The organism is Cupriavidus necator (assembly GCF_040578825.1).
Lineage (GTDB): Bacteria > Pseudomonadota > Gammaproteobacteria > Burkholderiales > Burkholderiaceae > Cupriavidus > Cupriavidus necator_E.
This window is the reverse complement of record NZ_JBEFLI010000025.1, coordinates 1-24,312: the sequence shown is the minus strand read 5'-3', so window position 1 is coordinate 24,312 and position 24,312 is coordinate 1. Positions and strand designations below refer to the sequence as shown.

Annotated in this window: 33 protein-coding genes; 5 read left to right on the top strand and 28 right to left on the bottom strand. The window is 62.1% G+C overall.

The window, feature by feature from the left end; all coding sequences use genetic code 11:
* Positions 1-89: 89 nt before the first annotated feature.
* The 13 genes from AB1I47_RS14505 to AB1I47_RS14445 all read right to left on the bottom strand — a co-directional run bounded on the left by AB1I47_RS14505 (position 90) and on the right by AB1I47_RS14445 (position 9,705).
* Complete coding sequence (locus AB1I47_RS14505) at positions 90-857, bottom strand: phage tail tube protein (protein ID WP_354684445.1); 768 nt, start codon at positions 855-857, stop codon at positions 90-92.
* Between the two features lie 84 nt (positions 858-941).
* Positions 942-1,397 (bottom strand): hypothetical protein, encoded by a 456-nt coding sequence (locus tag AB1I47_RS14500; RefSeq protein ID WP_354684444.1) that lies wholly within the window; start codon positions 1,395-1,397, stop codon positions 942-944.
* Entirely contained in the window at positions 1,390-2,115 is a 726-nt protein-coding gene (locus AB1I47_RS14495) for a phage tail protein (protein ID WP_354684443.1), read from the bottom strand. Before AB1I47_RS14495 ends, AB1I47_RS14500 begins: the two co-directional genes overlap by 8 nt.
* On the bottom strand, positions 2,115-2,360 hold the full coding sequence (locus AB1I47_RS14490; RefSeq protein WP_354684442.1) for a hypothetical protein: 246 nt from the start codon (positions 2,358-2,360) through the stop codon (positions 2,115-2,117). The genes AB1I47_RS14495 and AB1I47_RS14490 overlap by 1 nt, the downstream gene beginning before the upstream one ends.
* Positions 2,361-2,431: 71 nt before the next feature.
* The gene (locus AB1I47_RS14485; RefSeq protein WP_354684441.1) at positions 2,432-3,427 is read right to left on the bottom strand and encodes a major capsid protein; all 996 of its coding nucleotides are present in this window, start codon (positions 3,425-3,427) and stop codon (positions 2,432-2,434) included.
* Positions 3,428-3,460: 33 nt separating this feature from the next.
* Complete coding sequence (locus AB1I47_RS14480) at positions 3,461-3,814, bottom strand: head decoration protein (RefSeq protein WP_354684440.1); 354 nt, start codon at positions 3,812-3,814, stop codon at positions 3,461-3,463.
* Between the two features lie 3 nt (positions 3,815-3,817).
* Positions 3,818-4,900, bottom strand: coding sequence for a head maturation protease, ClpP-related (locus tag AB1I47_RS14475; RefSeq protein WP_354684439.1), 1,083 nt, complete (start codon positions 4,898-4,900; stop codon positions 3,818-3,820).
* 67 nt (positions 4,901-4,967) lie between these two features.
* Positions 4,968-5,159 (bottom strand): hypothetical protein, encoded by a 192-nt coding sequence (locus tag AB1I47_RS14470; RefSeq protein ID WP_354684438.1) that lies wholly within the window; start codon positions 5,157-5,159, stop codon positions 4,968-4,970.
* Positions 5,160-5,161: 2 nt separating this feature from the next.
* Complete coding sequence (locus AB1I47_RS14465) at positions 5,162-6,631, bottom strand: phage portal protein (protein ID WP_354684437.1); 1,470 nt, start codon at positions 6,629-6,631, stop codon at positions 5,162-5,164.
* A gap of 23 nt (positions 6,632-6,654) precedes the next feature.
* Complete coding sequence (locus AB1I47_RS14460; RefSeq protein ID WP_354684436.1) at positions 6,655-6,867, bottom strand: phage head-tail joining protein; 213 nt, start codon at positions 6,865-6,867, stop codon at positions 6,655-6,657.
* Positions 6,868-6,939: 72 nt separating this feature from the next.
* Entirely contained in the window at positions 6,940-9,072 is a 2,133-nt protein-coding gene (locus AB1I47_RS14455) for a phage terminase large subunit family protein (RefSeq protein ID WP_354684435.1), read from the bottom strand.
* Positions 9,065-9,454 (bottom strand): DUF1441 family protein, encoded by a 390-nt coding sequence (locus tag AB1I47_RS14450; protein ID WP_354684434.1) that lies wholly within the window; start codon positions 9,452-9,454, stop codon positions 9,065-9,067. Before AB1I47_RS14450 ends, AB1I47_RS14455 begins: the two co-directional genes overlap by 8 nt.
* A 5-nt stretch (positions 9,455-9,459) precedes the next feature.
* A complete protein-coding gene (locus AB1I47_RS14445; protein ID WP_354684433.1) occupies positions 9,460-9,705 on the bottom strand; it encodes a helix-turn-helix transcriptional regulator in 246 nt (81 codons plus the stop codon).
* Between the two features lie 750 nt (positions 9,706-10,455).
* Between AB1I47_RS14445 and AB1I47_RS14440 the strand changes: the two genes are divergently transcribed.
* Together AB1I47_RS14440 and AB1I47_RS14435 are read left to right on the top strand one after the other, a co-directional pair.
* The gene (locus AB1I47_RS14440; RefSeq protein ID WP_354684432.1) at positions 10,456-11,742 is read left to right on the top strand and encodes an adenine-specific methyltransferase EcoRI family protein; all 1,287 of its coding nucleotides are present in this window, start codon (positions 10,456-10,458) and stop codon (positions 11,740-11,742) included.
* On the top strand, positions 11,739-12,905 hold the full coding sequence (locus AB1I47_RS14435) for a GmrSD restriction endonuclease domain-containing protein (protein ID WP_354684431.1): 1,167 nt from the start codon (positions 11,739-11,741) through the stop codon (positions 12,903-12,905). The genes AB1I47_RS14440 and AB1I47_RS14435 overlap by 4 nt, the downstream gene beginning before the upstream one ends.
* A 216-nt stretch (positions 12,906-13,121) precedes the next feature.
* On the opposite strand, the gene AB1I47_RS14430 is transcribed toward AB1I47_RS14435, so the two are convergent.
* The 15 genes from AB1I47_RS14430 to AB1I47_RS14360 form a co-directional block, all read right to left on the bottom strand.
* Positions 13,122-13,592, bottom strand: coding sequence for a helix-turn-helix domain-containing protein (locus AB1I47_RS14430; protein ID WP_354684430.1), 471 nt, complete (start codon positions 13,590-13,592; stop codon positions 13,122-13,124).
* Positions 13,593-13,599: 7 nt separating this feature from the next.
* Positions 13,600-14,016 (bottom strand): recombinase, encoded by a 417-nt coding sequence (locus tag AB1I47_RS14425; protein ID WP_354684429.1) that lies wholly within the window; start codon positions 14,014-14,016, stop codon positions 13,600-13,602.
* Complete coding sequence (locus AB1I47_RS14420; protein ID WP_354684428.1) at positions 14,013-14,750, bottom strand: phage antirepressor KilAC domain-containing protein; 738 nt, start codon at positions 14,748-14,750, stop codon at positions 14,013-14,015. Before AB1I47_RS14420 ends, AB1I47_RS14425 begins: the two co-directional genes overlap by 4 nt.
* Positions 14,747-14,929 (bottom strand): hypothetical protein, encoded by a 183-nt coding sequence (locus tag AB1I47_RS14415; protein WP_354684427.1) that lies wholly within the window; start codon positions 14,927-14,929, stop codon positions 14,747-14,749. The genes AB1I47_RS14420 and AB1I47_RS14415 overlap by 4 nt, the downstream gene beginning before the upstream one ends.
* Before the next feature lie 118 nt (positions 14,930-15,047).
* Complete coding sequence (locus tag AB1I47_RS14410; RefSeq protein WP_354684426.1) at positions 15,048-15,578, bottom strand: hypothetical protein; 531 nt, start codon at positions 15,576-15,578, stop codon at positions 15,048-15,050.
* A 45-nt stretch (positions 15,579-15,623) separates the two neighbouring features.
* Positions 15,624-16,154: a hypothetical protein gene (locus tag AB1I47_RS14405; RefSeq protein ID WP_354684425.1), complete on the bottom strand. Its 531-nt coding sequence runs from the start codon at positions 16,152-16,154 to the stop codon at positions 15,624-15,626.
* Position 16,155: 1 nt separating this feature from the next.
* Positions 16,156-16,593: a hypothetical protein gene (locus tag AB1I47_RS14400; protein WP_354684424.1), complete on the bottom strand. Its 438-nt coding sequence runs from the start codon at positions 16,591-16,593 to the stop codon at positions 16,156-16,158.
* A 262-nt stretch (positions 16,594-16,855) separates the two neighbouring features.
* The gene (locus tag AB1I47_RS14395) at positions 16,856-17,095 is read right to left on the bottom strand and encodes a hypothetical protein (RefSeq protein WP_354684423.1); all 240 of its coding nucleotides are present in this window, start codon (positions 17,093-17,095) and stop codon (positions 16,856-16,858) included.
* On the bottom strand, positions 17,092-18,159 hold the full coding sequence (locus tag AB1I47_RS14390) for a YdaU family protein (RefSeq protein ID WP_354684422.1): 1,068 nt from the start codon (positions 18,157-18,159) through the stop codon (positions 17,092-17,094). Before AB1I47_RS14390 ends, AB1I47_RS14395 begins: the two co-directional genes overlap by 4 nt.
* The gene (locus tag AB1I47_RS14385) at positions 18,156-18,599 is read right to left on the bottom strand and encodes a nuclease domain-containing protein (protein WP_354684421.1); all 444 of its coding nucleotides are present in this window, start codon (positions 18,597-18,599) and stop codon (positions 18,156-18,158) included. The genes AB1I47_RS14390 and AB1I47_RS14385 overlap by 4 nt, the downstream gene beginning before the upstream one ends.
* A 103-nt stretch (positions 18,600-18,702) precedes the next feature.
* The gene (locus AB1I47_RS14380; RefSeq protein ID WP_354684420.1) at positions 18,703-19,761 is read right to left on the bottom strand and encodes a phage Gp37/Gp68 family protein; all 1,059 of its coding nucleotides are present in this window, start codon (positions 19,759-19,761) and stop codon (positions 18,703-18,705) included.
* Positions 19,758-20,672 carry a DNA cytosine methyltransferase gene (locus AB1I47_RS14375; protein ID WP_354684419.1) on the bottom strand — a complete coding sequence of 305 codons (915 nt, stop codon included), beginning with the start codon at positions 20,670-20,672 and terminating at the stop codon, positions 19,758-19,760. Before AB1I47_RS14375 ends, AB1I47_RS14380 begins: the two co-directional genes overlap by 4 nt.
* A complete protein-coding gene (locus AB1I47_RS14370; RefSeq protein ID WP_354684418.1) occupies positions 20,669-20,842 on the bottom strand; it encodes a hypothetical protein in 174 nt (57 codons plus the stop codon). The genes AB1I47_RS14375 and AB1I47_RS14370 overlap by 4 nt, the downstream gene beginning before the upstream one ends.
* A gap of 60 nt (positions 20,843-20,902) precedes the next feature.
* Positions 20,903-21,268 carry a hypothetical protein gene (locus tag AB1I47_RS14365; protein WP_354684417.1) on the bottom strand — a complete coding sequence of 122 codons (366 nt, stop codon included), beginning with the start codon at positions 21,266-21,268 and terminating at the stop codon, positions 20,903-20,905.
* 109 nt (positions 21,269-21,377) lie between these two features.
* Positions 21,378-21,752 carry a helix-turn-helix domain-containing protein gene (locus AB1I47_RS14360; RefSeq protein WP_354684416.1) on the bottom strand — a complete coding sequence of 125 codons (375 nt, stop codon included), beginning with the start codon at positions 21,750-21,752 and terminating at the stop codon, positions 21,378-21,380.
* 84 nt (positions 21,753-21,836) lie between these two features.
* On the opposite strand from AB1I47_RS14360, the gene AB1I47_RS14355 reads away from it, so the two are divergent.
* The 3 genes from AB1I47_RS14355 to AB1I47_RS14345 all read left to right on the top strand — a co-directional run bounded on the left by AB1I47_RS14355 (position 21,837) and on the right by AB1I47_RS14345 (position 24,127).
* Entirely contained in the window at positions 21,837-22,841 is a 1,005-nt protein-coding gene (locus AB1I47_RS14355) for an XRE family transcriptional regulator (protein WP_354684415.1), read from the top strand.
* Between the two features lie 75 nt (positions 22,842-22,916).
* A complete protein-coding gene (locus AB1I47_RS14350; protein WP_354684414.1) occupies positions 22,917-23,372 on the top strand; it encodes a hypothetical protein in 456 nt (151 codons plus the stop codon).
* Entirely contained in the window at positions 23,369-24,127 is a 759-nt protein-coding gene (locus AB1I47_RS14345) for a DUF1828 domain-containing protein (protein WP_354684413.1), read from the top strand. The genes AB1I47_RS14350 and AB1I47_RS14345 overlap by 4 nt, the downstream gene beginning before the upstream one ends.
* Positions 24,128-24,312: the final 185 nt, after the last annotated feature.

Below are 24,312 nucleotides of genomic sequence, written 5' to 3'. Positions count from 1 at the left end.
CGGCCTACCGATTGTAGAAGTGAACAGGGGGAGTGTCAGCGCCCTCCCCCTGGACCCGGGACGAATGCCCCGGGCGTGCGCTTGCCGGATTACGCTGCGCTGTCGAGCAGCTTCACCGTGTACGGCTCGGTCTTGCCGACCGGGGTCTTCAGACGGCCCGGCAGGGAGATCTTTGCAAAGTCGCTCTGCAGGAAGTCGAACGCCGAGTTCGCAGCGATCACGGCCTCGTACACGTCAACGATCACCGGCAGGTTGTCGGCAAAGTTGATGCCGTCCAGGCGCAGGCGGCAGCGGATCTGCGCGTTGGTCGAGCCGCGGATCAGCGTGCCGGTCATGGCGTTGGTGTTGCCGGTAACCTTCAGCGCTTGACCTTCGGTGATCGCACCTCCAACCTTGGGGCGAATCCAGCCCAAACGCCAGTTGACTTCATAGTCGGTGTCGAGCACGTAGGTCGTTGAGCCGGCCGTGTTCTTCACCAGGAAGCCGGTCTGCTGGAAGTTTTGCTTCGACAGCTCAATCCAGCCCCCGAGTTTGGCGGTGATAGCCTCGTCGGTGATGCTGCCGGCGGCGACGTTGATGTCGCTGTCGGTACCGAGAAGAGCGGTCGTCAGGCCTTCACGGTTCACTTCCGCGAGTTCGAGCGCGAATTCCGTCGGCTTCGGCAGCGTGACGGTTTCGAGGATCTGACCATAGGTGGCGCGACCTTTGGAGGTGTTGTCCTTGATGTCGACCGCCGGCTTGATCTCAAATTTGTTCGCCTCGTAGGGCCCCTTGAAGGGGTCGAAGTTCGAGATGGCGGGGTTGTAGCGCGCGATGTAGAGGTCGCCAGCGCCGATGAAACCACGAGCTGCTGTCATTGAAAATCTCCAGAGAGTTGGGCCAGCACTGGCACGTCAGAAGTGTGGCCATCTGCGGCACACCATGCCTGCGGCTGGATTTCGTCAGGGGCTGGTCAGATCCTCGACGTACAGCACGTCAATGTGGATGCCTGCAAAGACGTTTTCGGCGCCGTCCTCGCGCGGGCCGATCACGCGGCCCTTGTAGGTCATGCCTTTGGCCTTGCCGTTCAGCCGCATACCGTGCTTCGGCTCACCGCCGAAGATGGCGCGCTTCAGATCGGCGATCATCAAGTGCGCTGCGTCGTTCGGGTGGTCCGGGTCGCAGGCGTCGTGCGATTCGAATACGTACCGCTGGCTGATACTCACGCTGGTAAGAGATTCGTCCTGCGGCGTGTCATTCCCCTCGACGAGCACGACACATGGAACGTCATCCTTGGCGTCCAGACTGCGCTTGCCTCGGAACACCCGCAGTCCGATGTCCGTGTTGAAACCGTTCGCCTTTGAGATTTGCGAGACCCGGTTGTACAGCTCGAGAGCGATGTCGCTGGCCTTAGTCATCTCCGAGTGCCTTTTTCAGTTCGTCTACGGTGAGCTCCACCACGGTCCGCCCGAGGCGGTCTGCCACATCGTTCAGGAAGGTTTCGTCCAAGGCGGCGCGGAATAGCTGGTAGACCGACGGCCCATACAGCGCCTTCAAGTCACCGCGCTTCTTCCCGGTGGTGCCAGGCTTGCGCGTCATCACGAGCATGTTTCCGTTCCGCCCGTGCACGAAGAAAGACTGCACGCTCGTGATTGGCTTGCGGCTGCCGCGAGTGACCTCGACAGAGATCCCGTCCTGCTTCATGCCGACGGGGATGCCGAGCGCGGCGTTGCCCACCCGGAGCTTCCACGGCAGCCGCGCGCCGGCCTTGCGCGGGTTCTTGCCCATTGCGCCGGCAGTGAACGAGTCGTTCGGGTATTTGACGGGGCGCGTGAGCTGCGTGGCGCCGTACTGCGTCAGTGTTGTGTTGCGCGCGCGCGCGAGGATCCGCGCCGTCGGCTTCGCCGGGTCCGTTGCCAGTTCGACGGCCATCCGCTCGTCGATGTAGCTGTCCGGCAGGTTGATGCCGGCGTTCATCTTCTGCCGAGCGTCGGCGTCTGCCTTGAGCGCCACCCGGTTCACCGCGGTGACAGCGGCGCGGCCGAGCGTTGCATCGTCCAGGTGCGCCAACGAGTCAGCGATCTCTTCGAGAGTGACGGTGTCGACCTTGACGTTGAACGACAGGCGGCCCGCCATTACGCGCTCCGCAGGACGTAGCGTGCCGTGAAGCCGTTATCCTCGAACGCAGGAGAGTCAATCACGTAGGACTCGCCCGGGATGGGCTGCCCGTCTGCGTCGACGAGAGTTAGGGTGTCGCCCTTGCGCGCTGCGAGCGACTTCTGCACGGTTGCCACGGTGCGAAGGTAGGCCATTTGACCTTCATTGCCCATCACTTCGACGTTCCGCTCGATGTTGACGCGGCAGTCCGTCGAAGCACGCAAAACCGCATCCTCACCCAGTCGAGTGAGGATGCGATCAGAGAGGCGTTGGAACGCGCTCAGGGGCACAGTGCTTAGGAGATCGACAGTTCGACGATCGCGTCCGGGCGAGTGCAGAGGTGGATCGGGTTCGACTGCGCTTCGATCTCCACTCCCTTGTTGAAGTCCATCAGTTCCTGCTTGGAGTAGTACGGCAGGCCGATGGTGTTCACCGTCTCCATGTAGTCCGCCGGCACGAAGGTGGTGCTGAACAGCTCGGGCACGCCCTCCGGCACCATGTACGCCTTGCCCGCCGGGATGAACTCGGTGTTGCCGACCTTGCCGCGGTATTCCTCCCAGTAGACGTTACCGAAGTAGAAGCCGCCGCGATTATCCTCGGCCAGCTTGCCGCGGTCTTGGAAGTTGTCCCAGGCGCGGACTACTGCGGGGTGATCGACGAAGGCGTCGAAGAAGTCGGCGGAGCACAGCACGCGGATGCTGCGATACATCAGGGCGCCGAGTTTGCCTTCCATCGCGCGCTTCGTCTGTACGATCTTCGTGCGCACCTTCGTTGTGTCGCTGTTCAGACCCATTACGGCGGTCGTCTTGGTCAGGCCGAAGGTGTTGAAGATGTCGAGCAGCACCGAGCCATCGGCGTCGAGCACTTGACCCTTCACGGCACCGATGCGCTGGTATTCGAGCGTGGTGTCGATGTTGCGGCGCAGTTTCGCCAGACGCTTATTGACCAGTTTGGTAACCAGTTCCACGTCCGTTTCGCTGCCGAACGCGCGCACGTTCTGCACCTCGTCAGCGTTGATGGTGTCGCGCTGCGGCAGGTGAATTGACGGCACGGGCACCAGCTTGCGCTTGTCACGCGGGACATTTTGCCCCGGTGCGCCACGCGAGCCCGCAGGTACGAGGGTGATTGTCTCGCCCTGACGCTCGACCATCATCGAGGTCGTGGCGACGCCATCCTCGGCGAACCAGCCCAGTTCGCCGATGCGGTTCGGCTGGTACGGGGCGTCGTTGATCGCCTTGGTCAGCGACACAACGCCGAAAGCGTCGTCGTTGAAAATATCGAGTGCCGGCATGTGCGGATCTCCTGAAATGTGATGGGAATCCGCTTAGTCGCGGATGACGATGCCGGCGGCGGCCAGGTCGGCGCGCGATGCGGTATCGAGGCCGACGAGGGCGCCGGAATACACCTCTGCAGCGCGGGCGATCACGGTGACCTTCTGGTCGACCGTCAGGTCCGGCGCTGGGGCGTACAGAATCGCCACGGCTAACTGCGAACCGTCGCTCGCGCCGTCGGCGTAAGCGACATACTTGCCGGTGGCCGTAACCTTGCCTAGCAGCGTGCCGGACGAAAGTGCAGCGGCACCGGCGGCCAGAGTGACCTGTTCACGGCTATACATGCCCTCGGCTTCGGAGAGCAGGAATTCCGCCGTGTGCAGACCTTCGGTGAAGGAAGTCGGCATCTCTTAAACTCCTTGTTTGTTGGCGTTGCGGCGCGCAGCCCAAATGCTGGTTGTCGAAACCGCCTCGGGCTGCGCAACATTGGCGGTCGAACCTTTAACCGGCGGCGTGGTGTCGATCGGCTTGTTCTCGGACTTCGCGGCCAGGCGGGCGCACAGCGTCTCGCGGACACTGTCGACGGTGGCGTTGGCGCGGATGAACGCGGCGGCATCGTCCGGACGCTTGGCGACCACGCACAGGGCACGGATCTCGCCGGCAGCAGCGATGAGCGGCCTCACAGCGTCGATCGACGCGACCGTAAGCGCCCAGTGCCCAGCGAAGTCGGCCAGGCCGGCGTCAGTAGCCAGCGCGAGCACTTGATCGGCCAGCGCGACGGGCGGTGTCGGCGCAGGCGCAGGCGCAGGCGCAGGCGCAGGCGCAGGCGCAGGCGCGGGTGCAGGTGCAGGTGCAGGTGCGGGAGGCGGCGTCGGCTCCGGGTTGTTGTTCGCTGTGGGCTTGAACAGCGCCTGGACGTTAGCCGGCATGCGATCGAAGTCGAACGAGGCAGAGACCTTCAGGGCCGGCTCCATTTCGTCGGCGAAGCCCTGCGCAACGGCGTCGGCGGCGCTTAGCCACGTTTCCGCGTCGAGCAGTGCCTTGACTTCGTCTTCGGCGCGACCAGTGCGGGCAACGTAGGTGCCGACGAGTGAGGCGCCGATCTTATCGAGCACGTCAGCCATGTCACGATGATCCGCGGCGTTGCCGAACGAGCCGGCCAGCGGGTTGTGGACCATCATGAAGGCGTTCTCCGGCATGATGATCTTGTCACCAGCCATCGCAAGCAGGCTCGCCGCGCTGGCGGCCACGCCCAGCACCTTCACGGTGATCTCCGCGCCGGTAGCTCGCAGTGCGTTGTACATCGCCAGGGCGTCGAACACCGACCCGCCAGGCGAGTTGATGTCCATGTTGATCTTTTTCACGTCCCCGAGCGCCTTCAGGTCGGCGATGAACATCTTGGCGGTAACACCCCATGCGCCGATCTCGTCGAACACCGAGATTTGGGCGGGCTGGCCGTCGGCCTTTGCGATGATCTTGTACCAGTCTTTCATGGCGGTCCTTTTAATGATGCGGATTGTCTGCTTCCACAAGCGGCGGCGCCTGCGGATAGATTTCGGGTCAGGCTTCGGTTTCCTCGGTCGCCTTCACCTTGCGCCGCAGCTTGTCCCGCACAAAGACGTAGAACTGGAGTGCGGTGTAGATGAACGTGAGCCACAGCAACGCCGTCGGCAGAGATTCCGTGATCCACTGCAGTACGCCGACGACAGCGGCCGGTGCGGCTTTACCCAATTCGGTGATCAGCTCGTTCAAGGTCATTTCGTGGGCTTATTAGCGTTGGGATTCGGGCCTGTGGACGTGCCATCGGCGGGACCAGCGGCACCAGGTGTGGGAGCGGTCGGAAGACCTAGTTCTTTCTCGCGCTTCCTTGAGGCAGCGCGCTCTTCGTCAACTTGCTCGGGGTCATCGCCCTTGCTAGCGATGACGCTGTCGCGCGAGCGGAAGCCCGCGGAGACTTCCAACTGCTTGCCCTGCACGTCCTGTACGGGATGGATGTATTCCCAGCCGTGCGGCGCCCATTCGACCGCCTTCGCGTCATCCGCGATCGACATGGGAAGCGCACCCACGAGCACAGCTTGGTCAACCCAAGCCTCGCGCACGCGCTGGCAGAACATCGGGATGATTACGTGCCACTGACGTTGCTCGACGTGGCGCCGGAACTCCTGGATGATGACGCGCAGCGTGCGGTCGCTGACGTTGATGATGTCGCCGGACAGCAGCTCATACGGCAAGTTTTGCCCCGCGGCGTTCGCTAGATGCTGCGTGCGCATGTATTCCGCGTACGTCGCGCTGGCCCCCGGCGGATTCGAGAACACGACCTTCTCGCCCGGCAGAAGCTCTTGCGAGATCCCAGGCTGCAAGGCAGCCACAGGTGTGCCGTCGGTTTCGTAATTGATCGCCTCTCCAGTCATCGGGTCGATGCCGTCAGGGCTCGACGGATACTGCTTCTCGATGAACGCGGTGAACAGGTTGGCGAGCTTTTGACGCTCCAGCACCGCGTCGTCGAAGTCGGCGACGTTGCGCAAGCGGGCCAGCACAGAGGCGAATTCCGACACCCCACGGAGCTGCCCGGGGCGCTTCGGCTCGAAGATGTGCAGGATCTCGTCCGCCGGGACGCGGATCAACTGCGACTTGTCGATGTTGCCCGACATGCAGTCTGTCGGGTGCGCCTTGTAGATCCAGAACGCGACGCGGGCGCCGAGACGGTCGAGCTCGATACCCTGGCAGATCTTGTTGCCCACCGGCAAGCCTGGCCACGTGTCGGTGTCGAGTTGCGGCACGAAATCCGCCTCGATGAGTTGCACTTGGATCGGCACCTCCATCGAGCCCTTGCGACGCCAGCGCAGGCGTGCGAATACCTCGCCAGACTCGATCCACGAGCGGGTGGCCATTGCCTCCTGCGCGTAGAAGTTGAGCACGCAGTCGGCGTCGGACTGCTTGACCCAACGGTCCCATAAGTCCACGACCAGCTGCTTCTGCGCCTTGTTCGTGATGCGCTTTGCGCGCGGCACAATACCGGTACCGATTAGGTTGGTGACCCAGCGCTGACCGCCAGCAGACGCTGTCCAGTCGTTCCGACCGGCGTCCCGAGCACGGTCGCGTACCTTCGGCGCTTGCGAGGTGGCTCGGTTCGGACCTGACGACGGAGGGCGCCAGCCGCGCATGCGGCGACCCGTGCCGCCAGCGTCGTATTGGGCGACGATCGACGTGATCGCGCGGGCCATGGAGTTCCGGAGACGCTGAAACATTACTGATACCCCCGGCCGCCGTAGTACAACTGCGTGCGCCGGCGCGGTGCGCTGTTGGACTGCTCGGTCAGTTGCCGGCGCATGTCGTCGCGCGCCTGGATCAGCTCAGCGATCGAGGCGTAAGTGATGCTCTGACTGCCGAGCGTCACCCGCCGCTCGCCCGAAGCGATGGCCGTATTCAGCGCGTCAATGTCGGATTGAGTGACCGGCATGGGGTGACCTTGGATGGATGCACGCCGATTTTCGGCGGCACACCGTCCATGCGCCTGCGGTCAGATTTCGTCTCACCCTATGTACGGGGAACGCGAGACGCGGCGACGCCGAGGCTGCTGCGTCGGGGCTGGGGCGACGGCCGGCGCGATAGGGGTGTTTTCCTGCATTTCCCGCCGATCTTCTCGCGTGATCAGATCGCTGTTCTCGGCCAATGGCCGTGCCCACGGCGGGGCCTTGTCCCAATCCTTTAGCTTGTCGAGCGACAGGCGAAGGCAGCCGGCGCGGATGTAGCCGGCCAGGTCGAACGCCTCATTCCGCTTGCGCACCTGCATCCAAACCCCATTCTTCTGACGCACTTCCGACCGAAACATTTCATCGAAGAATGCCGGCGACAGCCAGCTCGGCAGGTGGATGTATCCTGGGCCCGGCTTCTGCCGCTTCAAACCCGTGGAAACCGCGTCTTTCAGCAGGTTCGGATTCAGCATGTAGAGCGGAATATCCCCCTCTTTCCCCTTCTTCCCGCCGACCAGCGACTCACGGATGATTGGCGCGGTCTTGGTAGAAGCGCCCTTTACAAGCATGACGCGCGAGGCATAGCCCTGAATTCGGATGCGGCGGTACCAATCGTAGGCTTTGTCCGTAACGCCGTCCTCGCCGCCGGAGTCGACGATGGCGAGCTTGACCTGGAGTTCTTTGCCCTCGATGCTCGTGCGGTACGTAGCGCGCACGACCCGCTCTGTGAGCAGATCCCAGTCTTCGGCATAGGACGCAGGATCGAGGGGCGCGAATTCCTCGCCCATGCCCTTGCGCTTTGATTCCGTGATCGAGTAGCGGTCGATCAGCCACTGTTCCATGTGAGGGCCGATAGCGTGCGCCTGCACCACGAACCGAGCATTTGCGCCGCCCTGGACGTCGACCGACGCCATCACGCAGCGCGCCTCGTCGGGGATGACATACCGCTGCAGGTCGTCTTCCTTGCGACTGGACGGGTCCGCGCTGTTGCGAGCGGCTTCGGCCAGCAGTCGGGACATATAAGGCATGCCCTGGTCGACGTTGACCGTGTTCTTGATCTGTTCCTCGTCGCCGCTGAGCTCATATTGGCGCAGCGCGGTGAAATAGCGCAGCAGCAGCGACTTCCACGACTGGTATGCCGCAGCCACACCGCCCATCCAATAGCCAACGACCGGGGTGACGAACCCATCCCCCACCAGTTCGTCATCAGCAGTGAGGTGCTGCCCCTCTGCCAGCCACCGTCCGCCTTTATTGAAAGCCGGCTTCTTTTCCGGGCCGTGCAACGCGCCGCAGTGCGGACAGATGATCCGGTTGTACTGGTCCGCCAGGGCGTTTATGTCCCCCTCGCGTACCATCTGCCCGAGTTGATCGTCTGGCGGCAGACCGAACAGGCTCATGCCGGGCGCGGCCTCGAACCATTCGCTGCAGTCGGGGCACTTCCAGTACCACCGGCGGCGGTCGGTACCGTTGTAGAGCCCGAGGATGCCTTTCGTCGGCGGCGCCTCGTGCGGCGTGGCCGGCTCCCAATTGGGGTCAGTAAGATCCCTGCCTGGTGAAGACTCGGCCATCGCCATGCCGCGGGACATGAACGTAGTCGTTCGCTTCACAACGAATGGGAAGAGCGCGCCCTCGCCCCCGATGTCGTCGGCAATGCGGTCGTAATCGGTCACCGCGCCGTAGCGGTACGTAGAGCCTGACACGTTGGATACCGTGGGCCAGGCGATGCGTAGCCACATGCCGTGCCTGAACTGTTTGTCGTGCACGGTGTCGTCCTGGCTCGCCGTAGACTTCATGGCCGCGAGGTTCGGCGAGTGACGCAGCGCGCGGTCGATGTCCGTCTTGGAGAACTCGCGCGCCTTGTCCTGCGACATCTGGATGACAAGCATGTCGCCCGGGTCGTTCACCACGGCGTGCGACATCCACCCGAGAAGCAGCCCGCCTGTCTTACCCGTGCGTGCGGGGCCGACGAACACCAAGGCCTCGTGCCGTCGACTGGCGAGCATGTCCATCGGCTCAACCATGTAAGGCGTTTCGTCCGGTGACCAGGGAGTGGCCGGGGCGCCGGTCTGCTTGATGATGAGGTTCTCGGCAGCGCCTTGGCTGACAGACACTCGCTTTGGCGGGCGAAACGCACTGTATCCGCTCAGAACATCGGCTAGCGCTAGATCATAGTGGGCGGATTCATCAAGCATTGTCGCCCCTCATTTTCTCAAGGACGCCAGCCAGCTCACCGAGAGCCTCGTCGATCTGCCTACCAATCTCTTCCGCCACTTCAGGTGCCAGCGCCAGGCGACGCTCGAGGTGATCCGGCAAAGAACGAAGCGCTTGAGCAATAGCGGCGTACGCGGTCGCCGTAGCTTGGACCACCGCCACGCGAGCGACGTACTCGCCGCTTTTAATCTTGAACTCCAGTTCGTTTAGATCGGCCTTGGCAGATTCATTACGCGCACGGGCTTCCTCGAAGTCCTCGATCGCCTCGGGCTTCACGTAGTCCTTCGGCTTTCGGCCAGCGCCAAGGCGGGCGCCCCCGTGGCCATTACCCTTCGTGGTGCGGGGCTGAATCGTCTCGCTCATCAGCGTCAACCCCCTGCGCCAGTGCCGCCCGCCGGGGACGTGCTAGCCACCGGCCCGGTCAGCCAGGCATGCAACTCGGTCGCGCGCACAAAGACAAGGCCGCGTTCGCCCAGCTTGACCAGGTTGACGGGAATGTCTCCCCGCCTGATCGACGCCTCCAGCAGGTCGACAGAAATGCCGACCACGGCGGCGGCAGCGGCGAGCCGGTAGAGCCCAAGGGGCGCGAACGGGGCGACTTGATTAATTTCCATGCCGCATGGTGCGATTTCCAGTGCTGGAGCGTCCTGCGGCTGGATTTCGGGGGCTGGCGAGAACGTTTCGGGGCTGGAGCGATCGTTTCGCGGCTGGCCCATGGGAATGCCCGCCGGAATCAAGATTGAAAACCCGAAAAACTCCCGAAGGCCGGGGCTCTTTGGCCCCGCACGTAGCTTGACCCCGTCGGGGCCCCCCGCTAGCCTCGCGGCCGCGGCGGCTGGTTCCGCCTTGCACGGCGCGAGCCTGAGCACCGCGAACAATGGGCTAGCGGCCTGCCTCCACCTGTCCAGCGTGAGGGCTGCCCGGTGCCGGTGCCTTGGCAGGTGGTGCACCTGGTGTCAACGAGGGGACGAGGCATTGACTCACCTCCCCATCTATTTAGATATAGAGGCGCCCTGCTGAGCAGGGGCAAGCGATAGCGACAGCCGGAGAGCAGCCCAAGCAAGCGCTGGGCCTATGATGGGCTCAACGCCGATTTGCGGGGTGGGGGTGATGGTCTCAGAACGAACCCAAGCAGACGCTCGCGGGAAAGTCTCAAACCGGCCCGGCACGGTCCTTCAGAACACGAGAAGCCGACCTTCGCCGAATTCGCTTACCGGTCAGTTCGTTCCTTGATCAGTCGGCGAGGCTCAGACTGCAGCGATAGTACCAAGATCATGCCTTGCAAAGTCAAAATGGGTGTTGCGGACGCCAGACGGCGTCGGTGATTTTTTCCTTCGGCAGACCGGGTGCGTTAAAATTGGGCCATGAAAAAAACTGCATCGCTACAACAAAAAGAGCTCGGACGCTCCAGCGATTCGACGGCCTCGCCGCCAAAAGCGCAAAGGGAGCCGATGAATCGAAATCTGGCCGCCGCGAAGGCGGGCAAGCAGGATGAGTTCTATACCCAATACGTTGACATTCAAAAAGAGGTTGAAGCCTACCTCGAATTCGACCCCGACACCTTCCGCGGCAAGGTCGTCTATTGCAACTGCGACGACCCCTTTGAAAGCAATTTCTTCAAGTACTTCGCCGCCAACTTCAACAAGCTTGGGCTGAAAAAGCTCGTTACCACCAGCTACGACGGCTCCCCGGTCGCCGGCGCACAGCTCTCGTTCTTCGAGTACGACGAGGGCAATGGGAAGCGTCAAAAACCAAAGGCGATCGCCCTCGAGATTACGGAAGTGAAGGCTGTCAACGGAGACGGCGCGACCGGCATCGAAAATGTCAAGCTCTTCCTGAAGCAGAACCCCCACACCCGCACACGCCTCGCGGAAGGCGGCGACTTCCGAAGCCCTGAGTGCATTGCGCTCCTGAAAGAGGCGGACATTGTGGTTACCAACCCGCCCTTCTCCCTCTTTAAGCAGTACATCGCCCAACTCGTAGAGCATCGCAAGAAATTCCTGATAATCGGAAACGTGCAGGCGGTCACCTACCTTGAGGTCTTTCCGCTAATCAAAGGTAACAAGTTGTGGTTGGGCGCCACGATCCACAGCGGCGACCGCGAGTTCCGCGTTCCCGACCACTACCCGCTCAACGCAGCTGGCTGGAGAGTTGACGAAAACGGCGCTAAGTACATCCGCGTTAAGGGCGTGCGCTGGTACACAAACCTAGATCATGGCCGCAGACACTTGGAGCTACCGCTCATGACCATGGAGGACAACCTGCGGTTCAGCAAACACAAGGAGATCAAGGGGAAGGCGGCGTACGACCGGTACGATAACTACGACGCTATCGAAGTCCCCTTCACCGACGCTATTCCCAGCGATTACGATGGCGTGATGGGCGTCCCCATCTCTTTCCTAGACAAGTACAACCCCGAACAGTTCGAGATTATTGGAAACAGTGACGACGGCGAGATGATGAGTGCGATCGGAGCCCGGCCCCTTGGGCATGACTTCATCAACGCGTATCGTGCCCGTGGAGGTACTGGACACTACAGCCCGGGCATGCGGATGCTTGGTCTGCTTGAACCTCAGCCGCGGGTCATTTACAAGCGCATTCTAATCCGCCACCGCCGTAAAACCCGGCCTGCAAAAGCGAGAAAAAAGTGATCACCACGCTGAGAACCGACATTACCGTGGCTGATATTTGCGACGGGTTTACGTACAACCAACTCGAAGGCAAAGGGCTATACGGGCTGGGCGGAAAGCTCACCATTCAGCCGGAGTACCAGCGGAACTTTATCTACGCCGACGGCGGCGGTAAGAGAGAGGCGGCGGTGATCCACTCGCTGTTAAAGGGGTATCCGCTTGGGCTGATCTACTTTAATAAAGTGTCGGAAAACAAGTTGGAGGTGCTCGACGGCCAGCAGCGCATCACGAGTATCGGACGGTTTGTTACCAACAAGTTCGCGATTATAGAGAACGGCAATCCGAAGAACTTCGATAGCCTGCCCGTCGACCAACAAGCCAAAATTCGGGATTCGAAATTGCTGATCTACGAGTGCGAAGGCACGGAAACCGAGATAAAGCAATGGTTTGAAACTATCAACATCGCAGGCGTGCCCCTCAACGGCCAGGAGCTTTTGAACGCTATCTACTCTGGCCCATTTGTGACACTTGCCAAGGCCGAGTTCAGTAACAGTCAGAATTCCAACATCCAGAAATGGAGCGCGTATATCAAAGGCAGCGCGAACCGGCAGGACTTCTTGGAGCGAGCGCTAGACTGGGTGAGCAAGGGCGATATTGGCGGCTACATGAGCAGCCATCGCACCAAAGGCAATATCGACGAGCTGAAGAACTACTTCATCTCCGTGATCGACTGGGTGTCGGGCGTATTCAGGGATGTCGAGAGGGAGATGCAGGGGCTGGAATGGGGACGTCTCTACGAGCAATACCACTCCCAGTCATTTGATCCCGCCAAAGTTTCTGCCGAAGTCCGGCGGCTTTATGGCGACCCGTACGTCAAGAGCCGTCGCGGCGTCTTCGAATACATTCTCGGCGGCCTCCAAGATTCGAAGCTTCTGGATGTACGCGTGTTCGACGATGCGACTAAGAAGTCCGTCTACGCTAAGCAGACCACAGCTGCCGAAAAAACTAGCACATCAAACTGTCCACTCTGCGCAGTCGGCCATGCTGCCAATCAGAGCAAGATATGGAAGTTCAGCGAAACGGACGCGGACCACGTTTCCGCATGGAGCAAAGGCGGCGCAAGCTCGGCCGAGAACTGCCAAATGCTTTGTGTTACCCACAATCGCGCCAAAGGCAACCGATAATATGGGCGTGCCACAGCCCTGCGCGAGGAGCGGGTTGGGCCGCTGAACCGGGACGCTAAGCGTCTGCTAAGGGGCGTTGCGTTCGACGTTATAGCTACGGCCGCGGAGAGGCGAGAGCGACGTCTAGGCGCCGCGTTCGTGCATCCACATTGAATGGCTGGTATTGGGCGAACTCGGCCCCCGGCTTATACCTTCCCCGGAAATCGGCGATGACCCTTAAGAAAGGGGGAGAGCCAGTTGCACAGGGTGGCTGGCGGGGTCGAGGCGCTGGGCTTGGGACGTTTGCCGCTGGCTGCGTGCACGGGCTCGCAGGATCAAAGGGATCAGCCCCTTTCTCTCGACGTGAGCGCGCAGCTGCTGCACCCGGCGCTCCGTGATACCGAACTCGGCAGCGATCTCCCGCGTGCCGGCGCCGAGTGCCAAGCGTTCAGCGATCAAGCGGTCGCGTCGGTCAATCGCTTCCAGGTGTCCGCGGGGAATCCACAGCGTCTCGCTACCATATGCAGCAACTAGGTGCCGAAAGGCGGCATGCCCGATCAGCCGGGCGACCGGGTGACTCTTGTCTGCCGTGGCGGGGATGTATAGGTTGGCCCCACCGTACCAGGCCACCAGCAGCGAGGTGGCCGTGTACCCGATCTCGGCGCTCACATCCTCCAGCACTCCATTTGCCTTGGTTCGATCCATCATGTCCCCGTCAGTCAAAGACAACCCCGTACGTGTAGGCGGCGTGCGCCTCGACCTGCCTTATGTATTCAGCCATCGCTCCAACCGTGATCTCGCCCCGGGCGATCGATGGCTCGACCAGGACTATCTGCCCATCCGTCAGACGTAGTTCCTTCGGTGGCAGGAACCGTTCCTTCATGTGCTTGTGCCACGTTGCCTTGGAGAACTGGCGGCCGGCGACCACCGCCTGCTCGGTGATTGGCGCGATCACCGCGGTCCAGTAGAAGCGCACCTGTTCCTCGGTGCGGTCAGCACCGTCGTCCACCAGGATCACCCGCATCGGCCGGCCCTTATCTGCCATAGCCGGTGCGACGGACTTGACAGCAGCTACCACCCCCTGCCAGTCGGCGCGGTTGCGGAGGGTGAATTCCCGGTAGAGCTCGGTCACGCGGCCTCAACGCAGGCCAGCGCCTCGGCGATCTTCGCCAACCCCTTCGGGGTAATCCGAACCTGTTCGGTTACCTTGTCCGAGCCATCATTCCGGCGGACGGTCGTTACCTTGTGCTCGAGCAATCCCTGCTGCAGCTTGCTCTGGTAGCCGATCCAGTGGGAAGCGCCGGGCCGGCGGTAGGCCCATTGGTTGCTGCTGAGCCAGCGGAACAGCTCGACCGGGCGAATTTGCAGGGCCTTCGCCGCGTCGGTCACGCACAACGAGCCTCCGGCGATGGCAATCCGATCGAGCGCAGCTACCTTGGGCGCGGCGATCGCCAGTTGCGCCTCGGCCGCAGCGCGCTTCTCTGCCTCATCTGCGGCCAGGCGCAGGGCCTCGGGCAGGGTCTGCGGGATCATCGGGCAAGCCGCTTGCTTGGCGCGGCGCTCGCATTCGATGAAGTACTCGCGCACTTGGAAGCCCTTTTCCGTGCCGCTCACCATCGCGATGTGCTTGGCCGCTTCAAGGGTTAGCGCGCACTCCTTTCTCGGGCGTCCGCCCGTGGACTTTCCTACATCCTCGTAGGAAAGGTAGTCGCGCTCAGCCACCAACCTGGCGCGCTCAACTTGTTCCCGAAGCCATTGGTTGAAGTCCCGGGAGAGGCCGAGGAATGCGTGCAGATCCCGAGCGTTGACCGTCTGGACCTGCTCCGCGCCGATGTCGCGCCCAACTACAGCAATGAGTTCGTTCACGCTACCCTCCCCTGTTTGGCGCGCGCCTCGGTCAGCGTGCGAGTCTTGGCCACGGCGCACGCGATCTGCTGGCAGCGCATCCGGCTGATTCCGTAAGCGGCGGCGGCGACCGCCAAGGACTTGCCCTCAATGACCAGCATGCGGTGGATGGCACTGTTTCGGTCGCGGTCTGCTTTCATCTCTGCTGCAGGTAGACATCGATCGGTCCCAGCTCGAGCACGGCGCGGCCGCGAGGCGCGCGCCAGTATCCGAACCCCCAACGGAGCGGGTTGAACCCGCGGAACTTGATTCGCATGGTCAGCGCCGCGAGCTGTAGCTGCCCGGTCGGGACGTATAGGACGGCGTCGACGGGCGCGGCGCTGGTGCTGGCGTGGACTTCACCGCGCTGAATCCGGCGCCATACGTCACCTTTGGCGTGGGCGCGGGCGGCGAGCCATAGGCAAACGGCTTGGCAGCGGACGGCGTGGCCGGGACTACCTTGGGCAGCGGGCCGGCCGGCGTGGCTGCGGCTTGTGCCGGCGCAGGTGCTGGGGCTACTGCTGGCGGCGGCGCGGCGCGCTCGCGCACGTAATACCGACGCTCGATCACCTGCGCCGCCGGCGCGGGAGCGGAGTTATGGCTCCCCAGCATGTAGCCCAGTGCGCCGCCAAGGAGCATGTCCTTGATGCCGCTGTCGGCCTGCGCCGGCTGGTTGTTCACGATGACGGGCTGGCCCGGCGCAGCCGTGGCCGGCGCTACCTGCGCGGCCAGCGGGGGGGCCGGCGGCGCTTGGTGGTCCCTGCAAGCGGCTACCACCAGGGCGAACATCATCAGAAAGAGGCGTTTCATGTCAGTTCTCCTATTGAGGCGCCGGACCGGCGCGGGTTTAGCGGTTTAGGCCGCTTGAAGGTCTTCATCCGAGCCCGCGGCCGGCATGCGCCGCGTGCCCTCTTTCTTCAGGCGCACGACGTTGCCGGAGCGGATCCGCCGGTCAGCCTCGAAAATCGCCGCGGCGTGCTGGCGCTTCGTCACCGTGGCCAGCAGTTCTTCGTACAGCGCCAGGGCTTCATTGATCTTGGGCAGATCGCCGACACCAAGCCGTAGAGCGCCCAGCGCCTTGCACCGCTCGCCCACGTTGATCATCGCGTTCTGCGCGGCGTAGACCACGGCGAGGCCTACTTCCCGGTTGCCTGCCTTCTCGCACAGCACCTGCGAGGTGTTCATGGCGTTGACGATGGTGTGCCAGTCATCGCGTGTTGCCTGGCCGCGCGCCAGCGCCTGCACGGACCAATGCGCGGCGCCGAGGATGGACTCGCGGTCGGACTGCGACAGCGGCTGGTCGCTGTCAAACAGCAGCGCGGCGACGTTCGTGCGGACTTCGCGCGGCCGGTAGGCTTTGTTGCGCTTCTTCTTGGTGGTGGCCATATCAAAATTCCTCCCTCTTCCACCCGCCGCCCAGCTTGGCCGGCAGCTTCGTTGCCTTCACCATGCGGAAGTACGGCAGCACCTCCGCACACAACTTGATCTTCATTTGGCCGTGCTGCGTCACGAATCCGCCCTTCGTTTCATGGATGGCCAGCTTCATGTCCGCGTGCAGCACTAGGAAATCCACCTCGTAGAAGGTGTTGTCCGCCAAACGCACGCGCATGGGGTGGAACTTCCAGTCGACCACCAGCCCCTGGCGCTTCTCTTCGTCTAGCAGGACGGAATAGGCGCGCTCGGTCTTGTTCATCTGGTCTTTGGGCAGCCGGCCCAGCGCGTGGAAGCGCGCCATCGGGTCAGCCTTCCTGGTAGGCGCCGGATTTGGCTGACGTGCCCGGTGCGCGGCAAGCTGCTCGTCGGTCCATCGGAGCATCTTGCTCATGCCGCTACCTCGTCGCGCTGCTCGTCTTGGACTGGGACGCCACTAATTGGGCGCAGCCATGCATCAGGGCAATCCGCGTCAACGCCAAGCGTCAAAGCCCCGGATTCCTTGTTGCGCACCACGCCTACGCCGCGGAATTGCACAACCCACGCTGGCAGCCCGTCGACATCCGGCGCCAAGCGCAGGACCTCGACAACCCTACCTATGGCTGCGGGCGCGCCATCTGCACGAACCACAATCGCCAGATCCCCCGGTTTGCAGTTCACGCCGCCGCCCTCCCTTTGATCCATTCGCGGCGCTGCGCCGCCTGCTCTGCTGATATGGCCGCGTGCTTGTGGCAGGCCTGGGCTTCGGCTCCGGTCCAACGAAGCGCCAGCGTCTCCTTCAAGCACCGACCCATGCCCACACGAGCGTGCGCGACATCGGAAGTGGTCAGGTGCGATTGCGCCCCTGTGCGCGGCTTCAGGGTGAAGTGCTCGCAGGTAATACAGGTGGTCGTCATGCCTCTTCCTCGGGTGGATAGAAATACGCCATCAGGCGTGCATGCATCGCCTCGTCACGCTCAGTCTCGCGCAGCATCTGTTGGCGCCACGGGCCCTCGCCGGCGCGCTTGAAGACGCGGGCCTTGAACGCTATGAAAAGCTCACCCTCGGATTCCTTCCACGCGGCGCCCAGATCCTTGCCTTTCGCTTTGATCCCTTCGGCGCTGTTCCACCACTCGACAGAGGACGGCGCGGCGGAACCGGCCTCTGCAGGCTTGCCGGCGGACGCTGCCGCAGCTTTCGCGGCGTTCTCGCGGCTCGAGCGGATGATCCCCAGCACATAGCCGGCATTCGGCTGTTCGCCCCGCTTCTTCATCCCGAAGACCTCGACCGCCTCGGCGATCTCCTGGTCGGAGACGGCAAGGCGGACCATCTCGGTCACGTCGGCATGGTTGCTGGTCACTGGCATGCCGTAGGTCTTGCGCAGCAAGATGGCCAACTGCACGTGCCGCGGGTTTTCCTCGCCGGTCGTTGCGTTCAGCAGGTGTGCTGTGGTGTGAGCTGCCACGCCCGCGGTACCACTGAGGTTCACATCACCACTGACCTTTGAAGTAGTAGGTGATGGTGAAGGTGAAGGGCATTGCTCTGGCATAGCCCCGGGCATTGCACCCGGCATTGCTTCGGGCTGTTCTTGGAGCATGCTTGTAGCAATGCTTGGAGCATCGCCGGAGGACTTCTTGCCCCACCGCTTTTCTGCTGCTAGCGTGGCCTTTGCAACAGCTGTTTCCTTCCGCGTCTGGCTTGCTTGAAGCTCTTCATCAGCGCGCTTCTGGTGCAGCAATCCGCCCTCTTCTTTGAAGAATCGGATTACGGCGGGCTTTGCCTTCTTCCATGCGGCGCCCGTAAGGCGCGTGATCTGCGCCAGAGTCGCGTCATCATGGGGCGGCGGGCCGTTGCGCCAGTAGTCCATGAGCAGCAGCAGATAAGCGCCGTGCTGCTCAGTGGTCAGGCGCGTGGTGTCGGCCAAGTAGTCGCCGATGAACAGCGGCATCCAGACGTCTGCCTTGTCCTTTGCCTTGCTCACTTCGAGGCCTCCTGCTTTGCCAGCTTGAGCGCGCGCACCGGCACCCAGCGGGTGTATGCGTCGTCCCAGTAGGCGCGGCGCTCTTCCTTCGTCAGGCGGTTGCCCTGGTCGATCTGGTGATGGCACCAACCACACCCTGGAACGGAAAATCGATCGTCTGCCTTGATGCCCATGCCTTTGCCATGCTCTTGGCTGTTCGAATGGCAGGGCACCACCGATTCCAGTGGATGCGCCGGCGCGCCTGGGATCAGCAGGTAGCACGGCTCGCCGCGGCAGGCCTCTGTGAAGCGGCGCTCCGACATCGGCCGGCGCTTCTTCCGCTTCTTCTTGAAGGGGCTCGGTACCAGACCTGCCGTGTGCTTCAGCCAGGTGGTGCTGCGCAACGGCGTCCGACGCTGTAACGATCCCCCTGGCTTGAGCGGGGTGCGGCGGGTCAGCATTACTTGACCTCCACCTTGCGAGCGCGGCGCGGCTGCATCCAGGCGCCGGTGACGAAGTCCATCCACGCAACATAGGCCGCGAAGCCCCAGACATATGCGACATTCATGCGTCCGCTCCCGGGAATCCGTCGTGTTGGGCGCCGTCGAGATGGCGGCCGGATGCGTTCTTGCCGAAGCGATAGACCTCGGGCGCATCATCGACGTGCATTTGCTCGCCTTGCTTCGGCGTGATCTCACTGAAATGCCAGGTGTCAGCGAAGTACCACCCGGCACGTTCGGTGCGGGTCTGCGGACCAGGGGCGTTTTCGCCAGGCGCCCATTCACCCCACTGCTTGAACAGAAACGGCACGCCAGCGGACGCGCACTGATCGCGCAGGCTGCGGGCCCAATCGGGATGCATTGGCCGTGCGTGCTGGCCGCTTTCGCCGCCGACAATCACCCAGTCGATGCCGTCGTCGTAACCGGTCCAGCTCGCGGAGAGTCCGCACGCAGGGCATAGCGGCACGCACTCGCCGTTGGCCGTGTAGCTTTCGACCTCATCGTCTTTGACGTACCGGGTATCGGCGCAGACATCCATGCAGTGGATGCCCGTTGGATCCAGCCAGCGCGACACATCCACGGGTCCGAGAAGCGGCTCCATCGAAAGGAAGCGCACCGACGCCGGCGTGTCCAGCAGCTTCGGAATGTCGCGGTCGGCCTCGGCCTGATTGACGATGGTCGCGCCGAGCCAGACGTTGGACGGAAGGCGGCCAGGCATTCCCGGGCCGACCAGCATGGCGGGAACATTCCCGATCCGCTTCGTCAGCAGCAGCCAGTCGAGATTCGGTGTTGCGTAGATGAGATCGAACAGGTCAGCACGCCATGCGGGATCAACAGCGTTGTCGAACACGTCAGCCAGGCTGGCGGAGAAGACGCGCTGCCGGCGGCCGTGCTCGGCGAAGAAGGCGTCATGGTTGGCGTTCCATGCCAGCGGCTTGCGCCAGTTGGATGCGCTGGTACGGCGCCGCGGCGCGCCCGGGCCCCAGTTGATTGCAGTGCCGCCAGCAAAGCGCGCATTGCGCGTCTCGGCGTAGCAGTGGTCGCAGCCCGGGCTGACCTTCTGGCAGCCTTCCCACGGGTTGAAAGTGTGGTCAGTCCACTCGATCTTGCTGTTCTCGCTCATGCTGCCACCCGGATTGCGTTGATGATGTCGCGCGCCACGGGCGGGCAGACGGCGTTACCCAGCAAGTGCACGGCAGTGCGATGCTGCGGCGGCAATTGGTATTCGGCGGGGAAGCCCATTGCAGCGCGGCACTCGTCTGCGCGGAGCATCCGCATGCGATCGCCGTCTATCACGGCGTAGCGGTCCCGCGTGGTGATGGTGCCAATTGGCCTGGCAAGCGACCGGCCGCCAGCCTCGTTGCCGTAGTAGGCGGTCAGGAATCGACCGCCATGTACACGCCGGCCTTGCTCGATGCGCGCGAGCGTGGCCGCGGCTCGCCCCGGCTTCTGGACCGGCGACCAGCTGCCAGCCGAGAAGTCGATGATGTCCGCGGCAGGCACGTGCTTGTGCTCAGGCAGACGAAGCATCAGCGGGCGCTCGCTGCGACTCAGCACAAGAAACAGCCGCTCGCGGTGCTGTGGCACGCCATGATCAGCGGCATCGATCATGTGCGGAGCGATCTGGTAGCCCAGTGCCTGGATGGCGAGGCGCCATGCCGGGAACAGGTTCCAGTCCATGAATTCGCGCACGTTCTCAACGACGCCGAATGCTGGCCGGTGATACTCCAGCGCCGACACCACCGCCCATGCCGTCGAGCGGCTGGCGTCGTGCTGCGGGTTATTTGCGGCCTTGCCGCGGGCCTTGCTGTGACCCTGACAGCAGGGCGATGCCAGCAGAATGTCGTGCGCTGGCACGCGCGACCAGTCGGCTTGGTGCAGGTCTTGGCAAACGTGAATGGCACCAGGGTGATTGGCAGCATGCGTGTCCACGGCGACCGGCCAGTGGTTGGCAGCCCAAACAACCTCGATGCCTGCCATCTGTGCGCCGGTTGAGAAGCCGCCGGCGCCGGCGAAGAGATCGATCGCCTTCATTGCGCCACCCGTTTCGGTTGCAGCGTACGGCGCGCCACCACAAAGCCCTGGCTCCATTCTTTGCGAGCCTCGGTGTGCTCCGGATACGGGTTGTGGCTGCCCTTCTTCCCTTGGCGAGCGGCAAGCTTGCCCTCATCGCGAATCGCTTCGCGCGATCGAACTTGTTCCAATCTTTTTCCCCGGCTATTCGGTAAATGGCTTAGGTGTGGAGCGCTGTGTCCGCGCTGCCGTTAGGCTGCTTTCAGTGCCTCGAGCTGCGATTCCAGTTCGCGAATGCGGCGCTGCTCAGGCGTTTCAACCACCGAGCGGAAGCCGCACACCGAGTCCTCGTACTGGCGAATCGCCCAGTTGCCGCAGAGAGCCTGAAAGCGGATGCGGAAGTCGAACGGCAGGTACTTCTTGCCGCTGAGGATGTTTGAGAGGTGCGACTTGGGCATGCCCAGGATCGCCGCCGCATCCGAGATCGAATAGCGGACACGACGTTTCGCCCAGCAGAGGACCGTCGCGTCTGCCTCGTGGCGCAGCCGAGCGATCAGAAGTTCAGCAACCATCTCCGGCTCTCCGACAACCTCGAAAAACGGCATCTCTCGTTGCATCTGTTCGCTCCCCCACACAAGTTCCACTTGTTCTCCGTGGCGTTCCACGTACCGATTGGCGTCAAATAAAGACGTCACTTCGGACGCCTCTATGAACATCGAACCGCGCTTACTTCGTGCCCTTCCGCTTCCTGCTCGACGTGCCGACTGGCGAGTGGGTATCGTCTGTTGCTCTGCACATTCGTTGGGCGTCATAGTCGGCATAGCAGGCGGCACCATGGCTGGAGGAGGAAGGATCAAGCGCGTGTATTGCTCGCCCCTCCTTTTGGCCCCGGCGCCTGACGAATGCCCAATCGACCTTGTCGTTCAACTCTTCGCAGGTGACCGCGCCTTTGGTGAGGCGCTCAATTACTGGACATTGCTCAGCCGACACCGGCCTCTTTCCGGAGATCCATTGATAGACAAGGCCCTGCGATACGCCCAACTGCTTGGCGAACGCCGCCTGGCTGGTTTTGGTGGAGACGAGGTATTCAGCGAGTGTCATGCGGACAAAATACTAGCATAGCTAGTTAAAAGATCAATAGCTATGCTCGTTGCTCAATCTAATAGCATTGCTACACTCGCGCGCATGTCGCGACCGATCAAAACCCTCGAAACCTGGCAAGTCGAGGACGCTGAGCGCCTGAAGGGGCTCTATGAACAGCGCAAGGGCAAGATGAGCCAGGAAGAATTCGGCAACCGATTCGAGATCGGGAGCCAGGGGATGGTTTGGCAGTACCTGAACGCCAGGCGCCCTTTGAATATCAAGGCAGCTACCGGCTTTGCTCGCGGCCTCGGCATCGAAGTTGACGCATTCAGCCCGCGGCTGGCCGAGGAAATACGCCGGGCGTCAAGCACGATCACCGAGTCGGTTCCCGTGGTGACACAAGGAAGCGAGAGCGGCGCTCGCACATGTGATCGGCTGCGCTTAGTGATGGCGGAGCAGCACTTGGACGTTCCCGCCCTCGCGCAACTTCTGGGGGTCGAGCAGCCGGTTGTACGAGCATGGCTGGAACCCGACGGCGCAAAGCTGCATCTCCACCACGCAGTGAAGCTGCAAGAAGCTTTCGCCTATAGCCCCAAGTGGCTAATCAATGGGAAAGGCGCCCCGAAACTCAGTGGCGCGATCGAGCCAGAGCTGGACGAGCCGAGCATCCCCTTTGATACGGTGTCGATTCCAGACAACGCCTTCAGAAAGATTCCGGTAAGAGGTATGGCGCAGTTGGGTGATAACGGGCACTTCGTCGACGTCGAGTATCCGGTGGGCCATGGGGACGGCTACGTGTTCTTCCCCACCCGTGATCCGGACGCGTATGCATTGCGCTGCAACGGCGAGTCCATGCGGCCCCGCGTGAAGCACGGCGAGTTCGTGGTGGTCGAGCCCAACACCCAAATCCAGAATGGCGACGAGGTCCTGGTGAAGTCGCAAGACGGCCGGGTGATGGTCAAGGAGCTGGCCTACATCCGCGATGGCATCGTGCACCTTTCATCGGTGAACGAACGCCACGGCATGCTGCGGATCCCGCAGGACCAGATCGAGCGCATGCACTTTGTGGGCGGTATTGTTAAGCGTTCGGCTTGGCGGCCCGATTGATTGCAAAGACGGCCCCTTAAGCACTGACCGCAAAGCGCGGCCGAATTGGCCAATTCCACAAGAACCAAACAGAAGATGGCACAGTTACCGCGCAATGAGGCAGAGCCTTTAATAGCTCTAAGAAAGTTTGTGGGCAGTGACCTGCACTTGCAGCCGCGCAAGAACCATGCTGGTTATGTATCCGGCGCCGCGCGACCGGAAGATGAGTTTGGCGCGACACTTCCTGGGCTCACCGTTGAACTAGAGCTGAAAGCGCCTCTCTTGGTGGACGCCTGCAAGCACATCGTGACTCTTTTCTTGCTCAAAAATGGCGTCAAGTATAGGGTCTATCAATTCGAGGTCCAGCCGCCTTCCAAGCGCTCTCACAATGAACCCGGAAACGCCATATTTGGCCCTCACGAACACCGCGGTGATGAGGTAATCGCATACGACCGCGCAGAAGTGCATTGTGGCACACCTGTCGAGACGCTTTTTGAGCTATTCTGCTCAGAGGCGAACATCAGCTTCACCGGAAAAATCATCCTGCCATGACCTTGAACTGCGCATGGCTGCGCCAAAACCTCGCATATGACTGTCGCCCAGTTCGGACTGTGAACGGGGAGCCCGCGCTTGAAATCGGCACTCCGTTTAGCTTTGCCGATGGAACGGCCATCGTGTTCTACCTTGTCGAGCAGGGCAGTCACGCGATCATCAGCGACAACGGCGACACGTTGACTCACCTCCAGTCGGTTGGCCTTGACCCTTTCAATAGAAGGCGCGAAACGGCGATACGCAACATCCTGTCGCCATTTGGTGTTGCGCTCGAAGCGAGCGGTGAAATCCGAACTCTTGGCCCAATGGGAACCAGCCAACATATGGTGGCCACGTACATTTCGAGTCTTCTCGCCTTAGCAAATCAGGAGCGAAGCTGGCTTGGAATCCCTGAGCCGGTGAACAACTTTGCCGACGAGGTGGAGCACTATCTCCGACTCTGGAAACCTTCCGAAGAAGCCATCAGACACCCAAAGGTGAGAGGAATATCGCGCCACGAGTACACCTTTGATTTCTCGTTCGGTGGCGAACTAATTGACGTAGTGACACCGAGCCACCAAGCGACAGGTGGACTGATGCGAAAACTTGGGGACGTATTGAGTGCACCCGGCGAGCGGCACAGGATTCGGGTGGTGATTGATGATCGAGATGATTTTGAGCGTGCTGAGACAGAGAAGCAAATCATCGGGTCGATGGCGAGTGCAATGCTGTTCTCGAGCCTCACAAAGGTCGCTAATCGGCAAAGCGTTCATTAAGCAACGCTTACCCGCTTCAAGCCCGCCACCTGGCGGGCTTTTTGTTGCCTACTGCCGGCGGCTTGACCGCCGCCACCACCCGCTCGTTCGTAAGCAACCGGTGAACCCATCTTGATTGTCCGGCGACTCTTGCCGGCCATCAAAATTAACAGTCAGTCGGATTGATCAAGGATGTCAGGACGTGG